The organism is Cryobacterium sp. N22, from assembly GCF_002929555.1.
Classification (GTDB): Bacteria; Actinomycetota; Actinomycetes; order Actinomycetales; family Microbacteriaceae; genus Cryobacterium.
Map to the genome: position 1 here is coordinate 25,064 of NZ_PJJP01000036.1, position 18,120 is coordinate 43,183.

The following is an 18,120-nucleotide window of genomic DNA, read 5'->3' on the forward strand; positions in this document are numbered from 1 at the left end:
ATGGCTAGGCTAGGCAGGTGACCCAAAGCACTCGACTGGTCGATCTGGTTCATTCTCGCATCGACGAATTCATCAATACGCGTGAGTCAATTGTGACGACCATCAGTAGCGACCTGGCTGTGCTGGTCGACTTCTCACGGCAGTTTCTCAGCGGCGGAAAGCGCTTCCGGGCCCAGTTCGCGCACCTCGGCTGGCAGAGCGTTCCGGCCTCCCCCGGACACCCCGCAGCGGGCCCTTCCGCCGGCCGCCCCGGCGAGAACGCCGGCATCGTGTCCGTCGCCTCGGCGTTGGAGGTTTTCCACGCCGCGGCTCTCGTGCACGATGACATCATCGACAATTCCGACACCCGCCGCGGTGCGCCATCCGCTCACCGCCGCTTCGAGAGCCTGCACGGCGCTGAAGGGTGGGCGGGCAGCCCCGGCGACTTCGGCCGGGCCTCGGCGATCCTGCTCGGCGACCTCCTGCTGGGCTGGAGCGACGAGCTTCTCGACGAGGGACTCGACGACGCCCCCGACCGGGCCAGCGCCCGCCGGGCCCGCCGTGAGTTCAACCTCATGCGCACCGAGGTCACGGCCGGCCAATACCTGGACATCCTCGAGGAACGCGCCTGGCTCACCCAGCCGGAGGCCGAACTCCTCGACCGCGCCGTTCGGGTGATCATCTTCAAGTCGGCGAAGTACAGCGTTCAGGCCCCGCTCGTGATCGGCGCCGCGCTCGCGGGAGCCACCGACGACCAGCTGGACACCCTGCGCGCGTTCGGCCTGCCGCTCGGCATCGCCTATCAGCTGCGGGACGACCTGCTCGGCGTCTTCGGGGACGCCGCCGTGACCGGAAAGCCCAGCGGGGACGATCTGCGGGAGGGCAAGCGCACCGTCTTGATCGCGCTGGCCAGGGAGCGCCTCGACACGTCCTCGCGGCACACCGTCGACAGGCTGCTCGGCCGGCCGGACCTGACCCCGGATCAGATCTCGTCGCTGCAACAGATCATCGTGGACAGCGGAGCCGTCGACAGGGTGGAGACCCTTATCCAGCAGAACGTCGGTCAGGCGTTGGCGGTACTGGACGGTTCGGATGTGGCGGCCGGGGTCTCGGCAGAGCTGACCGACTTCGCCGGGACGGTGACGCGGCGCGTGTTCTAGCGTGCTCGGCGGCGCATGTTCTTGCGTCCTCAGCGGCGCGTCGCGTTGTCGGTCAGAGTTCGATCAGGCCAGGGCCTGAGCGACGCGACGCACCTCGGCCTTGCGGCCGGCGAGAAGTGCGTCGATCGGGGGAACTCCGAGGCTGTCGTCCACCTCGAGCAGCCACTCCATGGCCTGGTCGTCGGTGAAGCCGTCGTCGGCGAGCACGATCAGGGTGCCGCGAAGTTCGCCGACCGGCGCGCCGTCACGGATGAAGGACGCCGGCACGCTGACCTTGCCGTCGCGGCGGACGGCCAGCAGGTGCTTGTCCTCGATGAGCTGCCGGACACGGCTGTGGCTGATGCCGAGGACCTCTACGAGGTCGGGAATGGCGAGCCAGTCTGAGTTGGACGCGGATGTTTGAACAGAAGACGAATCGGTCACCCGTCAATCTTCCCATGATTCGTCATCGCCGACAAACCCCCCTGGCGCGGCCGATTGGCCGGGCTGAGCGGCCTTTTTCGCCAATTCGCCAGACTTCCTGGGGCGTACCCGCGTGGTTAATTGACTCGGCATTCCATCTGTGTCAGCGTTGAGGACACGTCAGCTCTCACGGAGATAGTTGTCGACGAGCAGTCAACGAGCGGAGCGTCATGTCGGTTAGAGCCAGCAAGATCGAAACGGGCACGGTCCGACCGGACTCCCCCGTCGAGACGAGCTCAGCGCGGCACAGCCCGGCGCCGACCGGCATGCGTCGGTCCATCGGCGCCTTCGCCAGCATCCCCCTCGTTGTGGTGAGCACGCTCGCGATCGTGCTCAACCTGGCGTCGCCGGCCCAGGCGGCCACCGCGCTCAAGAAGCCGCTGAAGAGCCGCACCACACTGCCGCAGGTCGCCGTCAAGCCGGTGCAGGCCGTGCAGCCGGCCGCGGCGACGCCCGCGCCCAGCCAGTACACCGTCGTCGACGGTGACACCATCAGCGCCATCGCCGGCAAGTTCGGCCTGTCGACGGCATCGGTCCTGGCCCTGAACGGTCTCGGCTGGTCCGCCGTGATCTTCCCCGGCCAGGTTCTCACCCTGTCGACGGCACCGATCGCTGTCGCCGCGACCCCGGCCTCCGTCGCGACCGAACTCACCAGGTACACCATCGCGTCCGGCGACACCCTCAGCGGCGTCGCAGCCGCCCACGGGGTGCCCACCGACGCCCTGTTCAGCGTGAACGGCCTCGGCCGCAACAGCATCATCTTCCCCGGCCAGGTCATCGTGTTGCCCGCCTCCGGCTCCGCCGCCTCCCCCGCTGCCGCCGTCGCGACGGTCGCCGCGGCGACGGTCACGGCTTCGACGCCCGGCAGCCACACCGTGGTAGCCGGCGACACCGTGGACAAGGTCGCCACCGGCGCCGGTGTCTCGGTGCAGTCGATCCTGGAAGCCAACGGCCTGGGCTACTCGAGCATCATCTACCCCGGCCAGGTGCTGGCCCTCCCCGCTCCCGAAGCCACCGGCTCCGCATCGGCAAGCACCGCACCGGTCCTGAACGCGGTGCCCGCCGTGGTGATCACGCCCGCTCCGGCCCGCGGAACCGTCACTCCGCTCACCGCGGACATGGCCGCCAACGCCCGCCTCATCATCTCCATCGGCCGGGACGCCGGCGCCAGTGACGCCGCCCTGGTCGTGGCCCTGGCCGCCGCCGCACAGGAATCGGGCATGCGCAACATCGACTACGGCGACCGCGACTCGCTCGGCCTCTTCCAGCAGCGCCCCAGTTCAGGCTGGGGAACCGAGGAGCAGGTCATGAACGCTGAGCGGGCCATCCGGGCCTTCTTCGGCGGATCGGTGAACCCGAACCCCGGCGTCACCCGCGGGCTGCTGGACATCACGGGCTGGGAGGCCATGACGGTGACTCAGGCTGCCCAGGCCGTGCAGCTTTCCGGGCACCCCGACCTGTACGCCAACTGGGAGGCTTCCGCCCGCAGTTGGCTCGCCGACCTCGGCTGAAACCCGGGTTTGGGGTGTCAGTGACCGAATCGTGTCCCGCCGCGCTGCGGGCGGTCCAGAGGAACGCCCGACTTTTCCGTAGACTCGTCGGGTGACCGAAAGCCCCACAGACCCCATGATCGGCCGTCTCATCGACGGCCGGTATCAGGTGCGCTCCCGGATCGCCCGCGGCGGTATGGCCACCGTGTACCTCGCCACCGACCTGCGCCTCGAGCGCCGGGTGGCGATCAAGATCATGCACGGCCACCTGGCCGACGACAATGCGTTCCGCAGCCGCTTCATTCAGGAGGCCCGCTCCGCGGCCCGACTGGCCCACCCCAACGTGGTGAACGTGTTCGACCAGGGCCAGGATGCCGATATCGCCTACCTGGTGATGGAGCACCTGCCCGGCATCACCCTGCGGGACCTGCTCAAGGACTACGGCCGGCTCACGCCCGAGCAGACCATGGACATCCTCGAGGCGGTGCTCTCCGGTCTCGCTGCCGCGCACAAGGCCGGGATCGTGCACCGGGACGTCAAGCCGGAGAACGTGTTGCTGGCCGACGACGGTCGCATCAAGATCGGCGACTTCGGGCTCGCCCGCGCCGTGAACAACAACACCGCCACCGGTCAGGCGCTGCTGGGCACCGTGGCCTACCTCTCCCCCGAACTCGTCACCCGCGGCGTCGCCGACGCCCGCAGCGACATCTACGCGCTGGGGATCATGACCTACGAGATGCTCACGGGCGAGCAGCCGTACGTCGGTGAGGCTCCCATGCAGGTGGCCTACCAGCACGCCAACGACACCGTGCCGATGCCCAGCCTGGTCGCGCCCGGCGTTCCCACCGAGCTCGACGAACTCGTGCTCTGGGCCACGGCCCGCGACCCTGAGGAGCGCCCCCGCGACGCCAGGGTGATGCTCGACCAGCTGCTCGACGTGGAAAAACTCGTGCGACCCCCCGGCGAGACCGCCATGCAGGCGACCATGGTGCTCCCCCGGGGCATTGCGGCCGAATCGGCCGACGCCGAAACCCAAATTCTCGGCCGGAGCCCGTTGGCCGTCGCCACCGCCGGCGCACCCGCACCGGCCGGCGACCACGACGAGCCCGACAACACCGCTCAACTCGCGGGCAGCGCCACAAAGCGCCGCCGCCGTGGGTACTGGTTGTTCGCCCTGATCGTGTTTCTCGCCGCCCTGGCCGGAACCGCCGGCTGGTACTTCGGTGCCGGTCCGGGTTCGGAGATCCAGGTTCCGTCCCTGGTGTCGACGAGCCCGGAAGAGGCCACGGCGACGCTCGAAGAGCTCGGCCTCGTCGCCGCGCAGGGCACCGAATACAGCACCACGATCCCGGCCGGGCTGATCGTCGGCACCGACCCCGGCGACGGGGCCCGGGTGCCCAAGGGCAGCACGGTCACCCTCAACGTCTCACAGGGACCCGCACCGATCACGCTGCCGCCGCTGGCGGGTCTCAGCGCGGATGCCGCGTCCTCGGCCATCGCCGAGGCGAAGGCCGTTCCCGGGGCCATCGACGAGATCTTCAGCGGCGACGTCGAGGAGGGCCTGGTGATCTCGGCCAGCCGGGAGAGCGACGGCGGCGATGTCTCCGCGGGCGGTGACTACTTCGAGGGACTCAAGGTCAACCTCGTGGTGTCACTCGGAGCCATCCCCGACGTCGGCGGCGAGTCTCTCGACGACGCCATCGGCATCCTCGAAGACAAGGGCCTCGTCGCCACCTCGGGCGAGGAAACCTACAGCGACACCATCGCGGAGGGCGACGTCATCTCGGTGGCCGCCGCCGAGGAGGGCCCGATCCGGGCCGGCTCCACACTCATCCTCACGGTGTCCCGCGGCCCCGAGCCCGTTCCGGTGCCAAAGGTCATTGGCCTGACATGGTCCGAGGCACGACCTATTCTCGAGGAAGCCGGATTTAAGCCTGAGTATGACCTCTTGGCGAATCTTGCGCCTGGTCTGGTCAGGGTCTCTGCTGTGGACCCCGGCGAGGGGACGACTCACCCCAAGGGCACCAAAGTTAGCGTGAGTTTCTAGCCCAGCCCGACATCCCGCAAACACTGGGAGCTCCATCGTTCGCCACGCTGGGGACGGACCAACGTCGTTGGTCGAGCCTGTCGAGACCTCGCAAGACGCTCACCAGCGCTGCCATAGGGCACGCCACTTACTCGACCTGCGGGCGGGGCACGATCCGTAGGCAGGTCGTTGGGTCTCGACAAGCTCGACCAGCGGACGGGGAAACGATCCGGCAGCACGTCGGGGTCTACCTTGACAATCGCTGCACAGCGTCGACAAGCTCGACCAGCGCACCCGCCCGACGCGAGACCCCACGTTCCGGACGAGTTGCTCCGGTCTCAGGTAGCAGCTCGTCCGCAACAGGGCAACTGGGTGGCGCGGGTGCGCGGCGACGCCACACGCTCGACCGACGGGCGGGGCACAACACACTGGTACGTCGCGGGGTCTCGACACGCTCGATTAACGAGCGGGGACGTTCTAGAGGCCGCCGCACGTTGAGACCGTCCTCGTCGGTCAAGCCCGTCGCGGCGTCGGCAGGCGCGCCGTTCCTTCCGCGAACTGTGAGTTAAGCCCCGAAAACTCGCGCGTCCTGGTGCTTTTCTCACGGTTCGCGGGATGCGCGAGGGCGCCAGACGCGAGATGCCCCGTTGCGGACGAGTTGCTCCGGTTTAGGGAGCAGCTCGTCCGGAACGGGGCAACTGGGTGGTGCGGGTCGTGCGGTTCGCACCGCGCGCGTTGGGCTAGCGGACGGCGAGCTCTTCGGCCACCAGGAACGCCAGTTCGAGCGACTGCATGTGGTTGAGCCGCGGGTCGCAGAGCGACTCGTACCGGGTCGCCAGGGCGGCCTCGTCGATGTGCTCAGAGCCACCGAGGCATTCGGTGACGTCGTCACCGGTGAGTTCCACGTGGATGCCGCCGGGGTGCGTGCCGACGGAGCGGTGCGCCTCGAAGAAGCCCTTGACCTCGTCGACCACGTCGTCGAAACGACGCGTCTTGTAGCCGGTGGGCGTGGTGACGCCGTTGCCGTGCATAGGGTCGGTGACCCAGAGCGGCATGGCGTCGCTGGCCTTGATCGCCTCGAGCAGCGGCGGCAGGGCGTCGCGGATCTTGCCGGCGCCCATCCGGGTGATGAAGGTCAGACGGCCGGGCTCGCGGTTGGGGTCGAGCTTGTCGATCAGGCGCAGCATGTCGTCGATCGAGGTGCTCGGGCCGAGCTTGACGCCGATCGGGTTGCGCACGCGGGACAGGAAGTCCACGTGGGCGCCGTCGATCTCCCGGGTGCGTTCGCCGATCCAGACGAAGTGCGCCGAGGTGTTGTACGGCGTGCCGGTGCGGGAGTCGATGCGCGTCATGGGGCGCTCGTAGTCCATCAGCAGGCCCTCGTGGCTGGTGTAGAACTCCGTGCGCCGCATGGCCTCGAAGTCGGCCCCGCAGGCGATCATGAACTTGATGGCGCGGTCGATGTCCTTGGCCAGGCCCTCGTAGCGCTGGTTGGCCGGGTTCTTGGCGAAGCCCTGGTTCCAGCTGTGCACCTGGCGGAGGTCCGCGAAGCCGCCCTGGGTGAAGGCGCGAATGAGATTGAGGGTGGATGCGCTCGTGTGGTACGCCTTCACCAGCCGGTCGGGGTCGGCCTCGCGGGACTCCGGGGTGAAGTCGTAACCGTTGACGATGTCGCCGCGGTAGGCCGGCAGGGTGACGCCGCCGCGGGTCTCGAAGTCGCTGGAGCGGGGCTTGGCGAATTGGCCGGCCATGCGGCCCATCTTCACCACAGGCATGGAGGCGCCGTAGGTGAGCACGACGGCCATCTGCAGCACGGTCTTCACGCGGTTGCGGATCTGCTCCGCGGTGGCGCCGCTGAAGGTCTCGGCGCAGTCGCCGCCCTGCAGCAGGAAGGCCTCGCCGCGGGCGGCCTCGGCCAGGCGGTCGCGCAGGATGTCGACCTCACCGGCGAAGACCAGCGGCGGCTGGGTGGCCAGCTCGGCGGAGGCGGCCGCGACGGCATCGGCATCCGGCCAGGCCGGCTGCTGCTTGATGGGAAGGGTGCGCCAATAGTCCAGTCCGGCGATCACAGATTTGTCTGCCATTACAACCGGTTCGGTGGGGTCTACCACGGGACTGAGCCTGTTTTCTCTAAAGCGGCCCGCACGAGCGCGGGTCTGGGATGAACGATATTCGAGCCTAGCGTGAAAGGCTGGCGCGCTTCTCTTTGACACTGGTGGCGTACACGTCGACGTACTCCTGGGTGCTGAGGCGGCGCAGTTCGTACATCAGCTCGTCCGTCACGGAGCGCAACACGAACCTGTCCCCCTCCATTCCCTCGAACCGGCTGAAGTCCAGCGGCTCACCGATGACGATGCCGATCCGGCGCACCTTGGGGATGCGGGTGCCGGTGGGCATGGCCTTCTCGGTGTCGATCATGGCCACGGGCACGACGGGGACGCCGGCCTCCAGCACCATCCGGGCCACACCCGTGCGGCCCCGGTACATGCGGGCGTCCGGGCTGCGGGTGCCCTCGGGATAGATGCCGAGCGCTCCCCCGCCGTTCAGCACGGCGAGGCCGGTGTTCAGCGAGTCCTCCGACGCCTTGCCGCCGGAGCGGTCGATGGGCAGCTGGCCGGTGGCCTTGAAGAACTGCCGGGTCGCCCAGCCCTTGAGGCCGGTGCCGGTGAAGTACTCGCTCTTGGCGAGGAAGACCACCCGGCGCGGTACGACGAGCGGCAGGAACACCGAGTCGATGAACGACAGGTGGTTGCTCGCCAGGACGACGCCGCCCTCCTTGGGGATGTTGTCCAGCCCGATCACCCAGGGCCGAAAGAGGCCGAGCAGGAGAGGGCCGGCCACAATATTCTTCATGAACCAGTAGAACATCGGTGTCCTTAAGTGAGCGGATGCCGGCCGGCGGGGTGCAGCGCTGTCGTACGCAGCACAGCCAGCCTACTCACCGGTCACGTGTCGGCGGGCGAGGTCGGCGGCGCCGACGACGCCGGCGTCGTTGACGAGTTCCGCGATCGCGAACTCGGCCTCCGGGTGGTAGCCGCGGGCGGGCAGGTTGGCGAGGTAGGCGGTGCGGATCGGCTCCAGGAGCTGCTCGCCGGCCGCGGCGACGCCGCCGCCGAACACGAACACCTGCGGGTCGAGCACCGCGGCGAGGCTCGCGCAGGCCTGGCCGAGCGAGGTGCCCAGCTGGCGCAGCGCCGCGAGGGCGCCGGGGTCGCTGTCCTGGATCAGCCGGCCGATGTCCTTGCCGGTGAGCTTGCCGCGCTTGGCACGAGCGGCGGCCAGCCCCAGGCCGATCCCGCCGGCATCCGCGAACTCGTTGGCGATGCGCGCCAGCGCCCGCCCTGAGCCGTACTGTTCGATGCAGCCGTGCGCGCCGCAACCGCAGGGCAGGCCGTCCGGCACGACGCGCATGTGACCCAGCTCGGCGCCCACGCCGAAGCCGCCGCGGAACAGGCGGTCGTTGGAGACGATGGCACCGCCGACGCCGGTGCCGATGGTGAGGGTGACCATGTCGCTGTACAGGCGGCCGGCGCCGAAGCAGAATTCGGCCCATCCGGCGGCGTTGGCGTCGTTCTCGACGATGATCGGCAGCGACAGACGCGACTCGAGCTTTTCGCGCATCGGTTCGTTGCGCCAGTTGATGTTGGGGGCGTAGTACACGGTCGACTGGGCCGCGTCGATGAACCCGGCGGCGGCGACGCCGGCGGCCACGACCTCTTCGCCGACGGAGAGATCCTTGATCATCTCCACGACCGCGTTTTCGATCTCGAGCGGGTTCGCGGCGTCGGTCGGTCGACGATCCGATTTGATGATGGTTCCGAATTCGTCGACGAGGGCACCGGCGATCTTGGTTCCGCCGATGTCAATCCCAATGGCGTGCACGAGCGCACCTTTCGTTGGTGGAGCAACAGGAAGTTCTTCAGGTCGGCTCAAAAAACGGCACGGGGCACGCAGCGACCTGATCGACCACGCAAGGCACCCCCTAGAGTGTAGTAAATGAGTACGCCGCCGGGAGAATCGCAGTTCAGGTCGATTCAGCGGCTAGAGTGGTCGCACTTACCCGTCCGGTGCCAAAGGAGTTACCGTGAAACAGTTCGATGAGCCCGCCGTCGTCCCCGCCGACCCGAACGCGAACGTCACCGACCTGTTGGTCGACCGTCTCGCCCTGACCCCACAATTGGTGCTGTTCTCCCTCCCCGAGAACGGCGGCTGGCTTCCGGTCACCACCGCCGCGTTCCACGCGCAGGTCGTCGCCCTGGCCAAGGGCTTTGTCGCCGCCGGTATTCAGCCCGGCGACAAGATCGGCCTGACCTGCAAGACCCGCTACGAGTGGACGCTGATCGACTTCGCCGTCTGGTTCGCCGGCGCCGTGCTCGTGCCCGTCTACGAGACGAGTTCGCCCAGCCAGGTGCAGTGGATCCTCAGCGATTCCGGTGCGACCTCGTTGATCGTGGAAACCGCTGACCACTTCGCCCGCTTCGACGAGGTGCACCCCGACCTGCCCGACGTTGAGACGGTCTGGCAGATCGATCTGGGCGACCTGGACAAGCTCGCCGCCAGGGGCGTCGACGTTCCGGATGCCGAGATCGAGCGTCGCCGTCGCCTGGCCGTCGGCTCCGACATGGCCACGCTGATCTACACCTCCGGCTCCACCGGCCGACCCAAGGGCTGCGTGCTCAGCCACGCCAACTTCGTCGAGACCAGCCGCAACGCCGGGATCGCCCTCAAGCCCGTTCTCACCGACGAGAACGGCGCATCCACTCTGTTGTTCATCACGACAGCGCACGTGTTCGCCCGCTTCATCGCGGTGCTCTGCGTGCACGGCGGCGTTCGGGTGGGACACCAGCCGGACACCCGGCAGTTGCTCCCGTCACTGGGCAGCTTCAAGCCCACCTTCCTGCTCGCGGTCCCCCGGGTCTTCGAGAAGGTCTACAACTCCGCCGAGCAGAAGGCCGAAGCCGGCGGCAAGGGCAAGATCTTCGAGGCCGCCTCTGAGGTCGCCGTGGCGCACTCCAAGCTGGTCGAGGCCGGCGAGCGGATCCCGCTGGGTATGAAGGTCAAGTTCGCCCTGTTCGACAGGCTGGTCTACAGCAAGCTGCGCGCCGCGATGGGCGGCAACGTCAAGTTCGCCGTCTCCGGCTCCGCCCCGCTCGGCGCCCACCTGGGCCACTTCTTCCACAGCCTGGGCATCGTCATCCTCGAGGGCTACGGCCTGACCGAGACCACCGCTCCCGCGACGGTGAACCTGGCCACCAAGGCCAAGATCGGCAGTGTCGGTCCGGCGCTGCCCGGCGTCTCGGTGCGGGTGATGGACGACGGTGAGATCGAGGTGAAGGGTGTCAACGTCTTCACCGAGTACTGGAAGAACCCCGAGGCCACCGCCGCCGTCTTCGACGACGGCTGGCTGAAGACCGGTGACATCGGCGCCCTCGACGACGACGGGTTCCTCTCGATCACCGGCCGCAAGAAGGAGATCATCGTGACCGCCGGCGGCAAGAACGTCGCGCCGGCAGCACTCGAAGACCCGATCCGGTCAAACCCGCTGGTGGGCCAGGTCATCGTCGTCGGCGACAAGAAGCCGTTCATCGCCGCGCTGGTCACCCTCGACCCCGAGATGCTGCCCGTCTGGCTGAACAACAACCACGAGGACGCCGGGATGTCCCTCATCGACGCGTCGGTGCACCCGAAGGTCCTCGCCGAGGTGCAGCGGGCCATCGACCACGCCAATGAGACGGTGTCCAGGGCGGAGTCCATCCGCAAGTTCGTGGTGCTGCCGATCGAACTCACCGAGGCCGGTGGCTATCTCACCCCGAAGATGAGCATCAAGCGCGACGTCATCCTCCGCGACTTCGCGGCCGAGATCCAGAACCTCTACGGGGCGAATCCGATGACGGCCGCCGTGCCGGTGCGGGAGACCGCCCAGGACTGAGAGCGCGCAAAGACGAACGAGCTGCCCGGCAACCGCGGGGCAGCTCGTTCGTTTATGCGTGGGCTAGAACCAGTCGGACTCGCGGACTTCCTTCATCGCCGCCCGGCGGTTCTCCTTGTCGAGCCGGTCCAGGTAGAGCAGCCCGTCGAGGTGGTCGGTCTCATGCTGGAGCGCCTGCGCCATCAGCCCCTCGCCGGCGACAGCGACGGGGTTGCCGGCCAGGTCGATGCCGGTGACCCTGGCGAACGGATAGCGCTTGGTCGGGTACCACAGGCCGGGGACCGACAGGCAGCCCTCGTCGACCAGTTCCGGCTCCCCCGCCAACTCCACCAGAACCGGGTTGAGGATGTATCCGATGTCCCCGTCGATGTTGTAGCTGAAGGCGCGCAGGTTCACGCCGATCTGGGCGGCGGCCACGCCGGCCCGGCCCGGCAGCTTCACGCTGTCCAGCAGGTCTTCGACGAGGCTGCGCACCCTGGCGTCGATGGTGCCGATCGGCTCTGAGCGGGTCTTGAGGACGGGATCGCCCAGCAGGCGGATCTGGCGTTCGGGCACGGGTGGCTCTCTTCAGAATGGAACGGGTGGGGAGTACGGAGGGCTTCAGGCGCGGCGCTCGGCCGGCAACCCTTCAACGACGAGCGCGGCGAGGGTGCGCGCGGCCAACCGGGTGATCGGCTTGAGGTCCTTGAAGGACACCACACTGCCGGCGGCCAGCTGCGGGTCGTACGGGATCCGCACGATCTCGCGCACCCGGGACCGGAAGTGCGACTCGATCTCCTCGAGCTTGACCAGGTTGGTGCCCTGGGTCGCGGTGTTGAGGGCGACGATGGCGTTGCGCACGAGTTCGCCGTAGCCATTGGCCTCGAGCCAGGTCAGCGTTTCGGAGGCCAGCCGGGCCTCGTCGACGCTGCCGCCGGACACGATCACGATGGAATCGGCGCGCTGCAGGGTGGCCCGCATGACCGAGTGCACGATCCCGGTGCCGCAGTCGGTCAACACGATGGAGTAGAACCGGGCCGCGAGGTCGGCGACGACGTTGTAGTCGTTCTCGTCGAACGCCTCGGACAGAAGGGGGTCGGTGTCGCTGGCCAGGATGTCCAGCCGGGTCTCGTCCCGGGACACCAGTGCCGAGAAGTCGGTGAAGCCACCGATGGAGGCCGCCTTGGTCACGACGTCGCGCACCGTCGACCTGGTCTGTTTGGAGACCCGTTCGCTCAGGGTGCCCCGGTCGGGGTTGGCGTCGACGGCGATGATCCGGTCTTCCCTGGCGTCGGCCATGGCCATGCCGAGCAGTGCGGTGACGGTGGTCTTGCCCACTCCGCCCTTGCGGGTGAGGATCGGGACGAACCGCGCGCCGCCCTCGAACTGCTTCTGGATGCGCTCGTCCATGGCCTGGTGCGCGCGCACGGCGGCCGAGTCGCCCAGGTTGACGAGGTGGAAGGTGGCGTTGTAGACGAAGCGGTTCCAGCTACCGTTCGGCGCACGACGGGTCTTGCGGTTGATCTCCAGCAGCCGGTCGGAGGTGAGCATCGACGCGGATTCCGGGGCGACGGCATCCGTTCGGCTGCGGTCCCGCCGGCTGGCCGTTGCGGCGCTCGTGGGACCGGTCTGTCGGGACAGCGCTGCCGCTGCGGTGCCGCTCGCGCCCAACGGAGCCGCGGCCGGCCGTGCCGGCTGCGGGGTGACGATCTCGATGGTGTGCGTGCCGGGGTGCGCGCCGGTGGACGACCTGTCGTGGTCGTGCGTGGCGGCGGCCGCGACAGCGGACCTGGGCAGGCCGGCACCGCCGAGCGAGACGAAGCTCTCCGGCAGGGCGGCGGCCAGATTGTCGAAGGTGTGCGGCGGGAGTTCGCTGTGGTAGTCGTCACCCTGTCGCGCCCTGGCAGCGCCGGACACCGGCGTCCCGGCCCCTGCCGGGGCCGGGTTCAGCTGACCGTCACCCTCGTCGTACGGTTCGGCATCGTCTGTCCGTCGATCTGTCACAGCAGACTCCTCGTTCTTTCGCGGGCCACGAATGGGGCCCCAAATCAGGCCTCAGCCTAGCGTGGCCGCACCACTACGAGCAGGTCACCCGCGTCGACCTGCTGGGTGGCGGGGATCGCCACCCGTTCGACGACACCGGCGATGGGTGAGGTGATGGCCGCTTCCATCTTCATGGCCTCGATCGAGGCGACGCTCTGGCCGGCCGCCACGTGGTCGCCGTCGGCGACCTGCAGGGTGACCACTCCGGAGAACGGAGCGGCGACCTGGCCGGGCTGGTTGGCGTCGGCCTTCTCGGCCGCCTTGGTGACCACGGCGATGCTGCGGTCACGCACGAAGACCGGACGCAGCTGCCCGTTGAGGATGGTCATGACGGTGCGCATGCCCTTGTCGTCGGCCTCGCCGATCGCCTCGAGCCCGACATAGAGCCGCACGCCCTTGTCGATCTCGACCGAGTGTTCGGTGCCCTGGCGCAGACCGTAGAGGTAGTCGACGGTGTCGACCACCGACAGGTCGCCGAAGAGTTCGCGGATCTGCTGGAAGTGCCGGGTCGGGGCGGGGAAGAGCAGCTGGTTGAGCATGGCACGGCGGGTGGGGCTGTCCGCGTCGAGGGCGCTTCGTTCCTCGTCGGTCAGCTCGGTCGTGCTCACCCGGATGCTGCGGCCTTCGAGAACCTTGCTGCGGAAGGGCTCCGGCCAGCCGCCGGGCAGGTCGCCCAGTTCGCCGGCCATGAAGCCCACCACGGAGTCCGGTACGTCGTACTTGGCGGGGTTGGCTTCGAAGTCGGCCGGGTCGGCGTTCACGGCCGCGAGGTACAGGGCCAGGTCGCCGACGACCTTGGAGGACGGGGTCACCTTGGGCACGCGGCCCAGGATGCCGTTTGCTGCCGCGTACATGTCTTCGATGAGCTCGAAGTCATCGGCGAGGCCCAGCGCGATGGCCTGGGTGCGCAGGTTGGACAGCTGCCCGCCCGGGATCTCGTGCTTGTACACCCGGCCGGTGGGGGCGCGGAGGCCCGATTCGAAGGGGTGGTAGACCCGGCGCACGTCTTCCCAGTACGGCTCGAGGTCGCACACGTTCTGCAGGGAGATACCGGTGTCCCGCTCGGTGTGGGCGAGGGCGGCGACGAGCGAGGACGCCGACGGCTGGCTGGTGGTGCCGCCCATCGGGGCGCTGGCCACGTCGACGGCATCCGCGCCGGCTCTGGAGGCGGCCAGGAGCGTGGCGAGCTGACCGCCGGGGGTGTCGTGCGTGTGCACATGCACCGGCAGGTCGAAGCGCTCACGGAACGCGGTGACGAGCTTCTCCGCCGCGGCGGGCCGCAGCAGCCCGGCCATGTCCTTGATGGCGAGGATGTGCGCGCCGGAGGCCACGATCTGGTCGGCGAGCCGCAGGTAGTAGTCGAGTGTGTAGAGGTCCTCGGCCGGGTCGAGCAGGTCGCCGGTGTAGCAGACGGCCACCTCGGCGACGCTGTTTCCGGTGTTCAGCACGGCGTCGATGGCCGGGCGCATCTGGTTGACGTCGTTGAGGGCGTCGAAGATACGGAAGATGTCAACACCGGAGTCGCTGGCTTCGCGGACGAACGCATCCGTCACCTCGGTGGGGTACGGGGTGTAGCCCACGGTGTTGCGGCCGCGCAGCAGCATCTGGATGTTGATGTTGGGCAGGGCCTCGCGCAGGGCGCCCAGGCGCTCCCACGGGTCTTCGCCCAGGAAGCGCAGTGCGACGTCGTAGGTCGCGCCACCCCAGGCCTCGACCGAGAGCAGTTCGGGGGTGAGCCTGGCCACGTACGGGGCCACGGCGACGAGGTCCTTGGTGCGCACCCGGGTGGCCAGCAGTGACTGGTGGGCGTCCCGGAAGGTCGTGTCGGTGACGGCCAGCGCGGTCTGGGCGCGCAGGGCGCTCGCAAAGCCGACGGGGCCGAGCAGCTGCAGCTTCTGCCGCGAACCCTCCGGCGCCGGAATGGACAGGTCGAGCTTGGGCAGCTTCTCCGCGGGGTTCAGCAGGGTCAGGGGCACACCGTTGGGCTGGTTCACGGTGACGTCGGCGAGCCAGTTGAGGATCTTGGTGCCGCGGTCCTTCGAGGCCCGGCCGCGCAGCAGCTGCGGGCGCTCGTCGATGAACGAGGTGCTCAGGTCGCCGTTGGCGAAGTCTGGGTCTTCCAGCACGGCCTGCAGGAAGGCGATGTTGGTGGAGACGCCGCGGATGCGGAACTCGGCCAGCGCCCGCTTGGAGCGGGTGACCGCCGAGGTGTAGTCGCGGCCGCGGCAGGTGAGCTTGGCGAGCATCGAGTCGAAGTGCGGGCTGATCTGCGCACCGGGGTTGATGGTTCCGCCGTCCAGGCGGATGCCGGCGCCGCCGGGTGAGCGGTAGGTGGTGATCTTGCCGGTGTCGGGGCGGAAACCCGCGGTGGGGTCTTCCGTGGTGATGCGGCACTGCAGGGCGAAGCCGCGCAGTTTGATCGTGTCCTGGCTCAGGCCGAGGTCGGCGAGGGTCTCCCCCGCGGCGATGCGGATCTGGGACTGCACGAGGTCGACATCGGTGACCTCTTCGGTCACCGTGTGCTCCACCTGGATGCGCGGGTTCATCTCGATGAACACGTGCTGACCGGCGCGTTCGCCGACGGTGTCGAGCAGGAATTCGACGGTGCCGGCGTTGACGTAGCCGATTGACCTGGCGAAGGCCACGGCGTCGGCGTGCAGGCGCTGGCGGATCTCCTCGGGCAGGTTGGGGGCCGGCGCGATCTCGATGACCTTCTGGTGACGGCGCTGCACGGAGCAGTCCCGCTCGAACAGGTGCACGGTCTCGCCGGTGGCGTCCGCGAGGATCTGCACCTCGATGTGGCGGGGCCGCAGCACCGCCTGCTCGAGGAACATGGTGGGGTCACCGAAGGCGCTGTTGGCCTCGCGCATGGCCTCTTCGAGGGAGCCGCGGAGGTCGGCCATGGTGGCGACCCGGCGCATGCCGCGTCCGCCACCACCGGCGACGGCCTTGGCGAAGATCGGGAAGCCGATCTCGTCGGCGGCCGCGATGAGTTCTTCGACGTCACGCGACGGTGCACTGGACTTGAGCACGGGAACACCGGCCGCGATGGCGTGTTCCTTGGCGGTGACCTTGTTGCCGGCCATCTCGAGCACGTGCGAGCCCGGCCCGATGAAGGTGATGCCGGCGGCCTTGGCCGCTTCGGCGAGCTCGGGGTTCTCCGAGAGGAATCCGTAGCCGGGGTAGATGGCGTCTGCGCCGCTCTCCCTGGCCACCCTGATGATCTCCGACACATCGAGGTACGCGCGCACCGGGTGACCCGGTTCGCCGATCTCGTAGGCCTCGTCGGCCTTCAGACGGTGCAGTGAATTGCGGTCTTCGAAGGGGAAGACGGCGACGGTTTTCGCGCCCAGTTCATAGGCGGCGCGGAACGCGCGGATTGCTATCTCTCCACGGTTGGCGACGAGGATTTTGGTGAACATAGAGACCTTTCGATCCGGGAGCGGCACACAGCTGACGGTTAGGTTCTCTAAGACTAGTGAAGGTAACGTATCTACTTGTGCACGTACTTAGCGTTAGCTCCCTCAAGGGCGGGGTAGGCAAGACCACGGTAACCCTTGGTCTGGCTTCCGCCGCCTTCGCCCGCGGTGTTCGGACCCTCGTGGTCGACCTCGATCCGCAATCAGATGTCTCAACCGGGCTCGACATCCAGCTCGCCGGCCACCTCAACGTCGCCGACGTGCTGGCTTCGCCGAAGGAAAAAGTCGTTCGGGCCGCCATCGCGCCCAGCGGCTGGACCCGCGGTCGCCCTGGCACCATCGACGTGATGATCGGCAGTCCCTCCGCCATCAACTTCGACGGCCCGCACCCCAGCATCCGGGACATCTGGAAGCTCGAGGAGGCCCTCTCCACAGTGGAGAAGGACTACGACCTCGTGCTGATCGACTGTGCCCCGTCGCTGAACGCGCTCACGCGCACCGCGTGGGCCGCCAGCGACCGTGTCGCCGTGGTGACCGAACCCGGCCTGTTCTCGGTGGCCGCCGCCGACCGCGCGCTGCGTGCGATCGAGGAGATCCGTCGTGGCCTCAGCCCCCGGCTGCAGCCCTTGGGCATCATCGTCAACCGGGCCCGCACCGCGTCGCTGGAGCACCAGTTCCGCATCAAGGAACTGCGCGACATGTTCGGCCCGCTGGTACTCAGCCCGCAGCTGCCGGAGCGCACCAGCCTGCAGCAGGCCCAGGGCGCCGCGAAGCCCCTGCACACCTGGCCTGGCGACAGCGCCCAGGAGATGGCGCACTACTTCGACCAGCTCCTGGACCGGGTGCTGCGCACCGCGCGCATCGGCGAGTACGCGGAAGTCACCGCGCGCTAGCGCCCGTACGCTCTCGCGAACTGTGAGAAAAGCCCCGAAACGCTCGCGTTTTCGGGGCTTTTCTCACAGTTCGCGCAGGTTAGGAGACCTTGCGGGAGACGCGGCGGGCGGCGAGTTCGTCGGACGGGTCGCTGGACTGGGTGTCGAGTTCGACGAGGGTGGTCTCCACCTCGCGCAGGACCTTGCCGACGGCGATGCCGAAGACGCCCTGGCCGCGGCTGACGAGGTCGATGACCTCGTCGTTGGAGGTGCAGAGGTAGACGCTGGCGCCGTCGCTCATGAGCGTGGTCTGGGCCAGGTCGTTGACGCCGGATTCGCGCAGCTGGTTGACCGCGGTGCGGATCTGCTGCAGGGAGATGCCGGTGTCGAGCAGGCGCTTGACGAGCTTGAGCACGAGGATGTCGCGGAAGCCGTAGAGCCGCTGGGAGCCGGAGCCGGCAGCGCCGCGAACCGTGGGCTCCACGAGTTCGGTGCGGGCCCAGTAGTCGAGCTGGCGGTAGCTGATGCCCGCGGCACGGGCCGCGACGGCGCCCCGGTAACCGGAGTTCTCGTCGAGCTCGGGCATGCCGTCGGTGAAGAGCAGTCCCTGACCGTACCGAGACGAATCGTCTCGGGGATTGAGTTCACTCATACGGACAGCCTCTCGGGGGTGGATGCGAACCTTCAGCCCGCACTTCAACGTTAGCGAGGCCGACGGCCCCAACCGATGACATCCGCCCGAACGTGTCGGCGTGTCGAGA

13 protein-coding genes are annotated in these 18,120 nt (G+C 68.4%); 5 read left to right on the top strand and 8 right to left on the bottom strand.

The genetic code is table 11. The features are described 5' to 3' along the window. Positions 1–17 precede the first annotated feature (17 nt). A complete protein-coding gene (locus CXY76_RS11560) occupies positions 18–1,139 on the top strand; it encodes a polyprenyl synthetase family protein (protein WP_104164614.1) in 1,122 nt (373 codons plus the stop codon). Positions 1,140–1,202: 63 nt separating this feature from the next. Here CXY76_RS11560 and CXY76_RS11565 read toward each other — a convergent pair whose 3' ends face one another. Continuing rightward, positions 1,203–1,562: an Rv2175c family DNA-binding protein gene (locus CXY76_RS11565; protein WP_104164616.1), complete on the bottom strand. Its 360-nt coding sequence runs from the start codon at positions 1,560–1,562 to the stop codon at positions 1,203–1,205. Between the two features lie 209 nt (positions 1,563–1,771). On the opposite strand from CXY76_RS11565, the gene CXY76_RS11570 reads away from it, so the two are divergent. Both CXY76_RS11570 and pknB read left to right on the top strand, forming a co-directional pair. Next, positions 1,772–3,112, top strand: coding sequence for a LysM peptidoglycan-binding domain-containing protein (locus CXY76_RS11570; protein ID WP_233199738.1), 1,341 nt, complete (start codon positions 1,772–1,774; stop codon positions 3,110–3,112). 91 nt (positions 3,113–3,203) lie between these two features. After that, positions 3,204–5,138, top strand: coding sequence for a Stk1 family PASTA domain-containing Ser/Thr kinase (gene pknB / locus CXY76_RS11575; protein WP_104164618.1), 1,935 nt, complete (start codon positions 3,204–3,206; stop codon positions 5,136–5,138). 719 nt (positions 5,139–5,857) lie between these two features. Here the strand turns inward: pknB and CXY76_RS11580 are convergent. From CXY76_RS11580 to CXY76_RS11590, 3 genes are all read right to left on the bottom strand, one after another. After that, entirely contained in the window at positions 5,858–7,201 is a 1,344-nt protein-coding gene (locus CXY76_RS11580) for a class II 3-deoxy-7-phosphoheptulonate synthase (protein WP_104164621.1), read from the bottom strand. A gap of 94 nt (positions 7,202–7,295) precedes the next feature. After that, positions 7,296–7,985 carry a 1-acyl-sn-glycerol-3-phosphate acyltransferase gene (locus CXY76_RS11585; RefSeq protein ID WP_104164623.1) on the bottom strand — a complete coding sequence of 230 codons (690 nt, stop codon included), beginning with the start codon at positions 7,983–7,985 and terminating at the stop codon, positions 7,296–7,298. Between the two features lie 66 nt (positions 7,986–8,051). After that, positions 8,052–8,999 (bottom strand): ROK family glucokinase, encoded by a 948-nt coding sequence (locus CXY76_RS11590; protein WP_104164625.1) that lies wholly within the window; start codon positions 8,997–8,999, stop codon positions 8,052–8,054. A 202-nt stretch (positions 9,000–9,201) separates the two neighbouring features. Here CXY76_RS11590 and CXY76_RS11595 point away from each other — a divergent pair, with 202 nt between their 5' ends. Then, positions 9,202–11,046 carry a long-chain fatty acid--CoA ligase gene (locus CXY76_RS11595; RefSeq protein ID WP_104164627.1) on the top strand — a complete coding sequence of 615 codons (1,845 nt, stop codon included), beginning with the start codon at positions 9,202–9,204 and terminating at the stop codon, positions 11,044–11,046. Between the two features lie 63 nt (positions 11,047–11,109). Here CXY76_RS11595 and CXY76_RS11600 read toward each other — a convergent pair whose 3' ends face one another. The 3 genes from CXY76_RS11600 to CXY76_RS11610 are packed head-to-tail and all read right to left on the bottom strand — an operon-like array spanning position 11,110 to position 16,490. Next, positions 11,110–11,601, bottom strand: coding sequence for a peptide deformylase (locus tag CXY76_RS11600; RefSeq protein ID WP_104164629.1), 492 nt, complete (start codon positions 11,599–11,601; stop codon positions 11,110–11,112). 45 nt (positions 11,602–11,646) lie between these two features. Then, positions 11,647–13,029 carry a MinD/ParA family protein gene (locus CXY76_RS11605; RefSeq protein ID WP_233199740.1) on the bottom strand — a complete coding sequence of 461 codons (1,383 nt, stop codon included), beginning with the start codon at positions 13,027–13,029 and terminating at the stop codon, positions 11,647–11,649. A 56-nt stretch (positions 13,030–13,085) separates the two neighbouring features. Continuing rightward, the gene (locus CXY76_RS11610; RefSeq protein WP_104164631.1) at positions 13,086–16,490 is read right to left on the bottom strand and encodes a pyruvate carboxylase; all 3,405 of its coding nucleotides are present in this window, start codon (positions 16,488–16,490) and stop codon (positions 13,086–13,088) included. Between the two features lie 77 nt (positions 16,491–16,567). Here CXY76_RS11610 and CXY76_RS11615 point away from each other — a divergent pair, with 77 nt between their 5' ends. After that, positions 16,568–17,380 (top strand): ParA family protein, encoded by an 813-nt coding sequence (locus CXY76_RS11615; protein WP_104164633.1) that lies wholly within the window; start codon positions 16,568–16,570, stop codon positions 17,378–17,380. 79 nt (positions 17,381–17,459) lie between these two features. Here CXY76_RS11615 and CXY76_RS11620 read toward each other — a convergent pair whose 3' ends face one another. After that, positions 17,460–18,011, bottom strand: coding sequence for a MerR family transcriptional regulator (locus CXY76_RS11620; RefSeq protein WP_104164635.1), 552 nt, complete (start codon positions 18,009–18,011; stop codon positions 17,460–17,462). Positions 18,012–18,120: the final 109 nt, after the last annotated feature.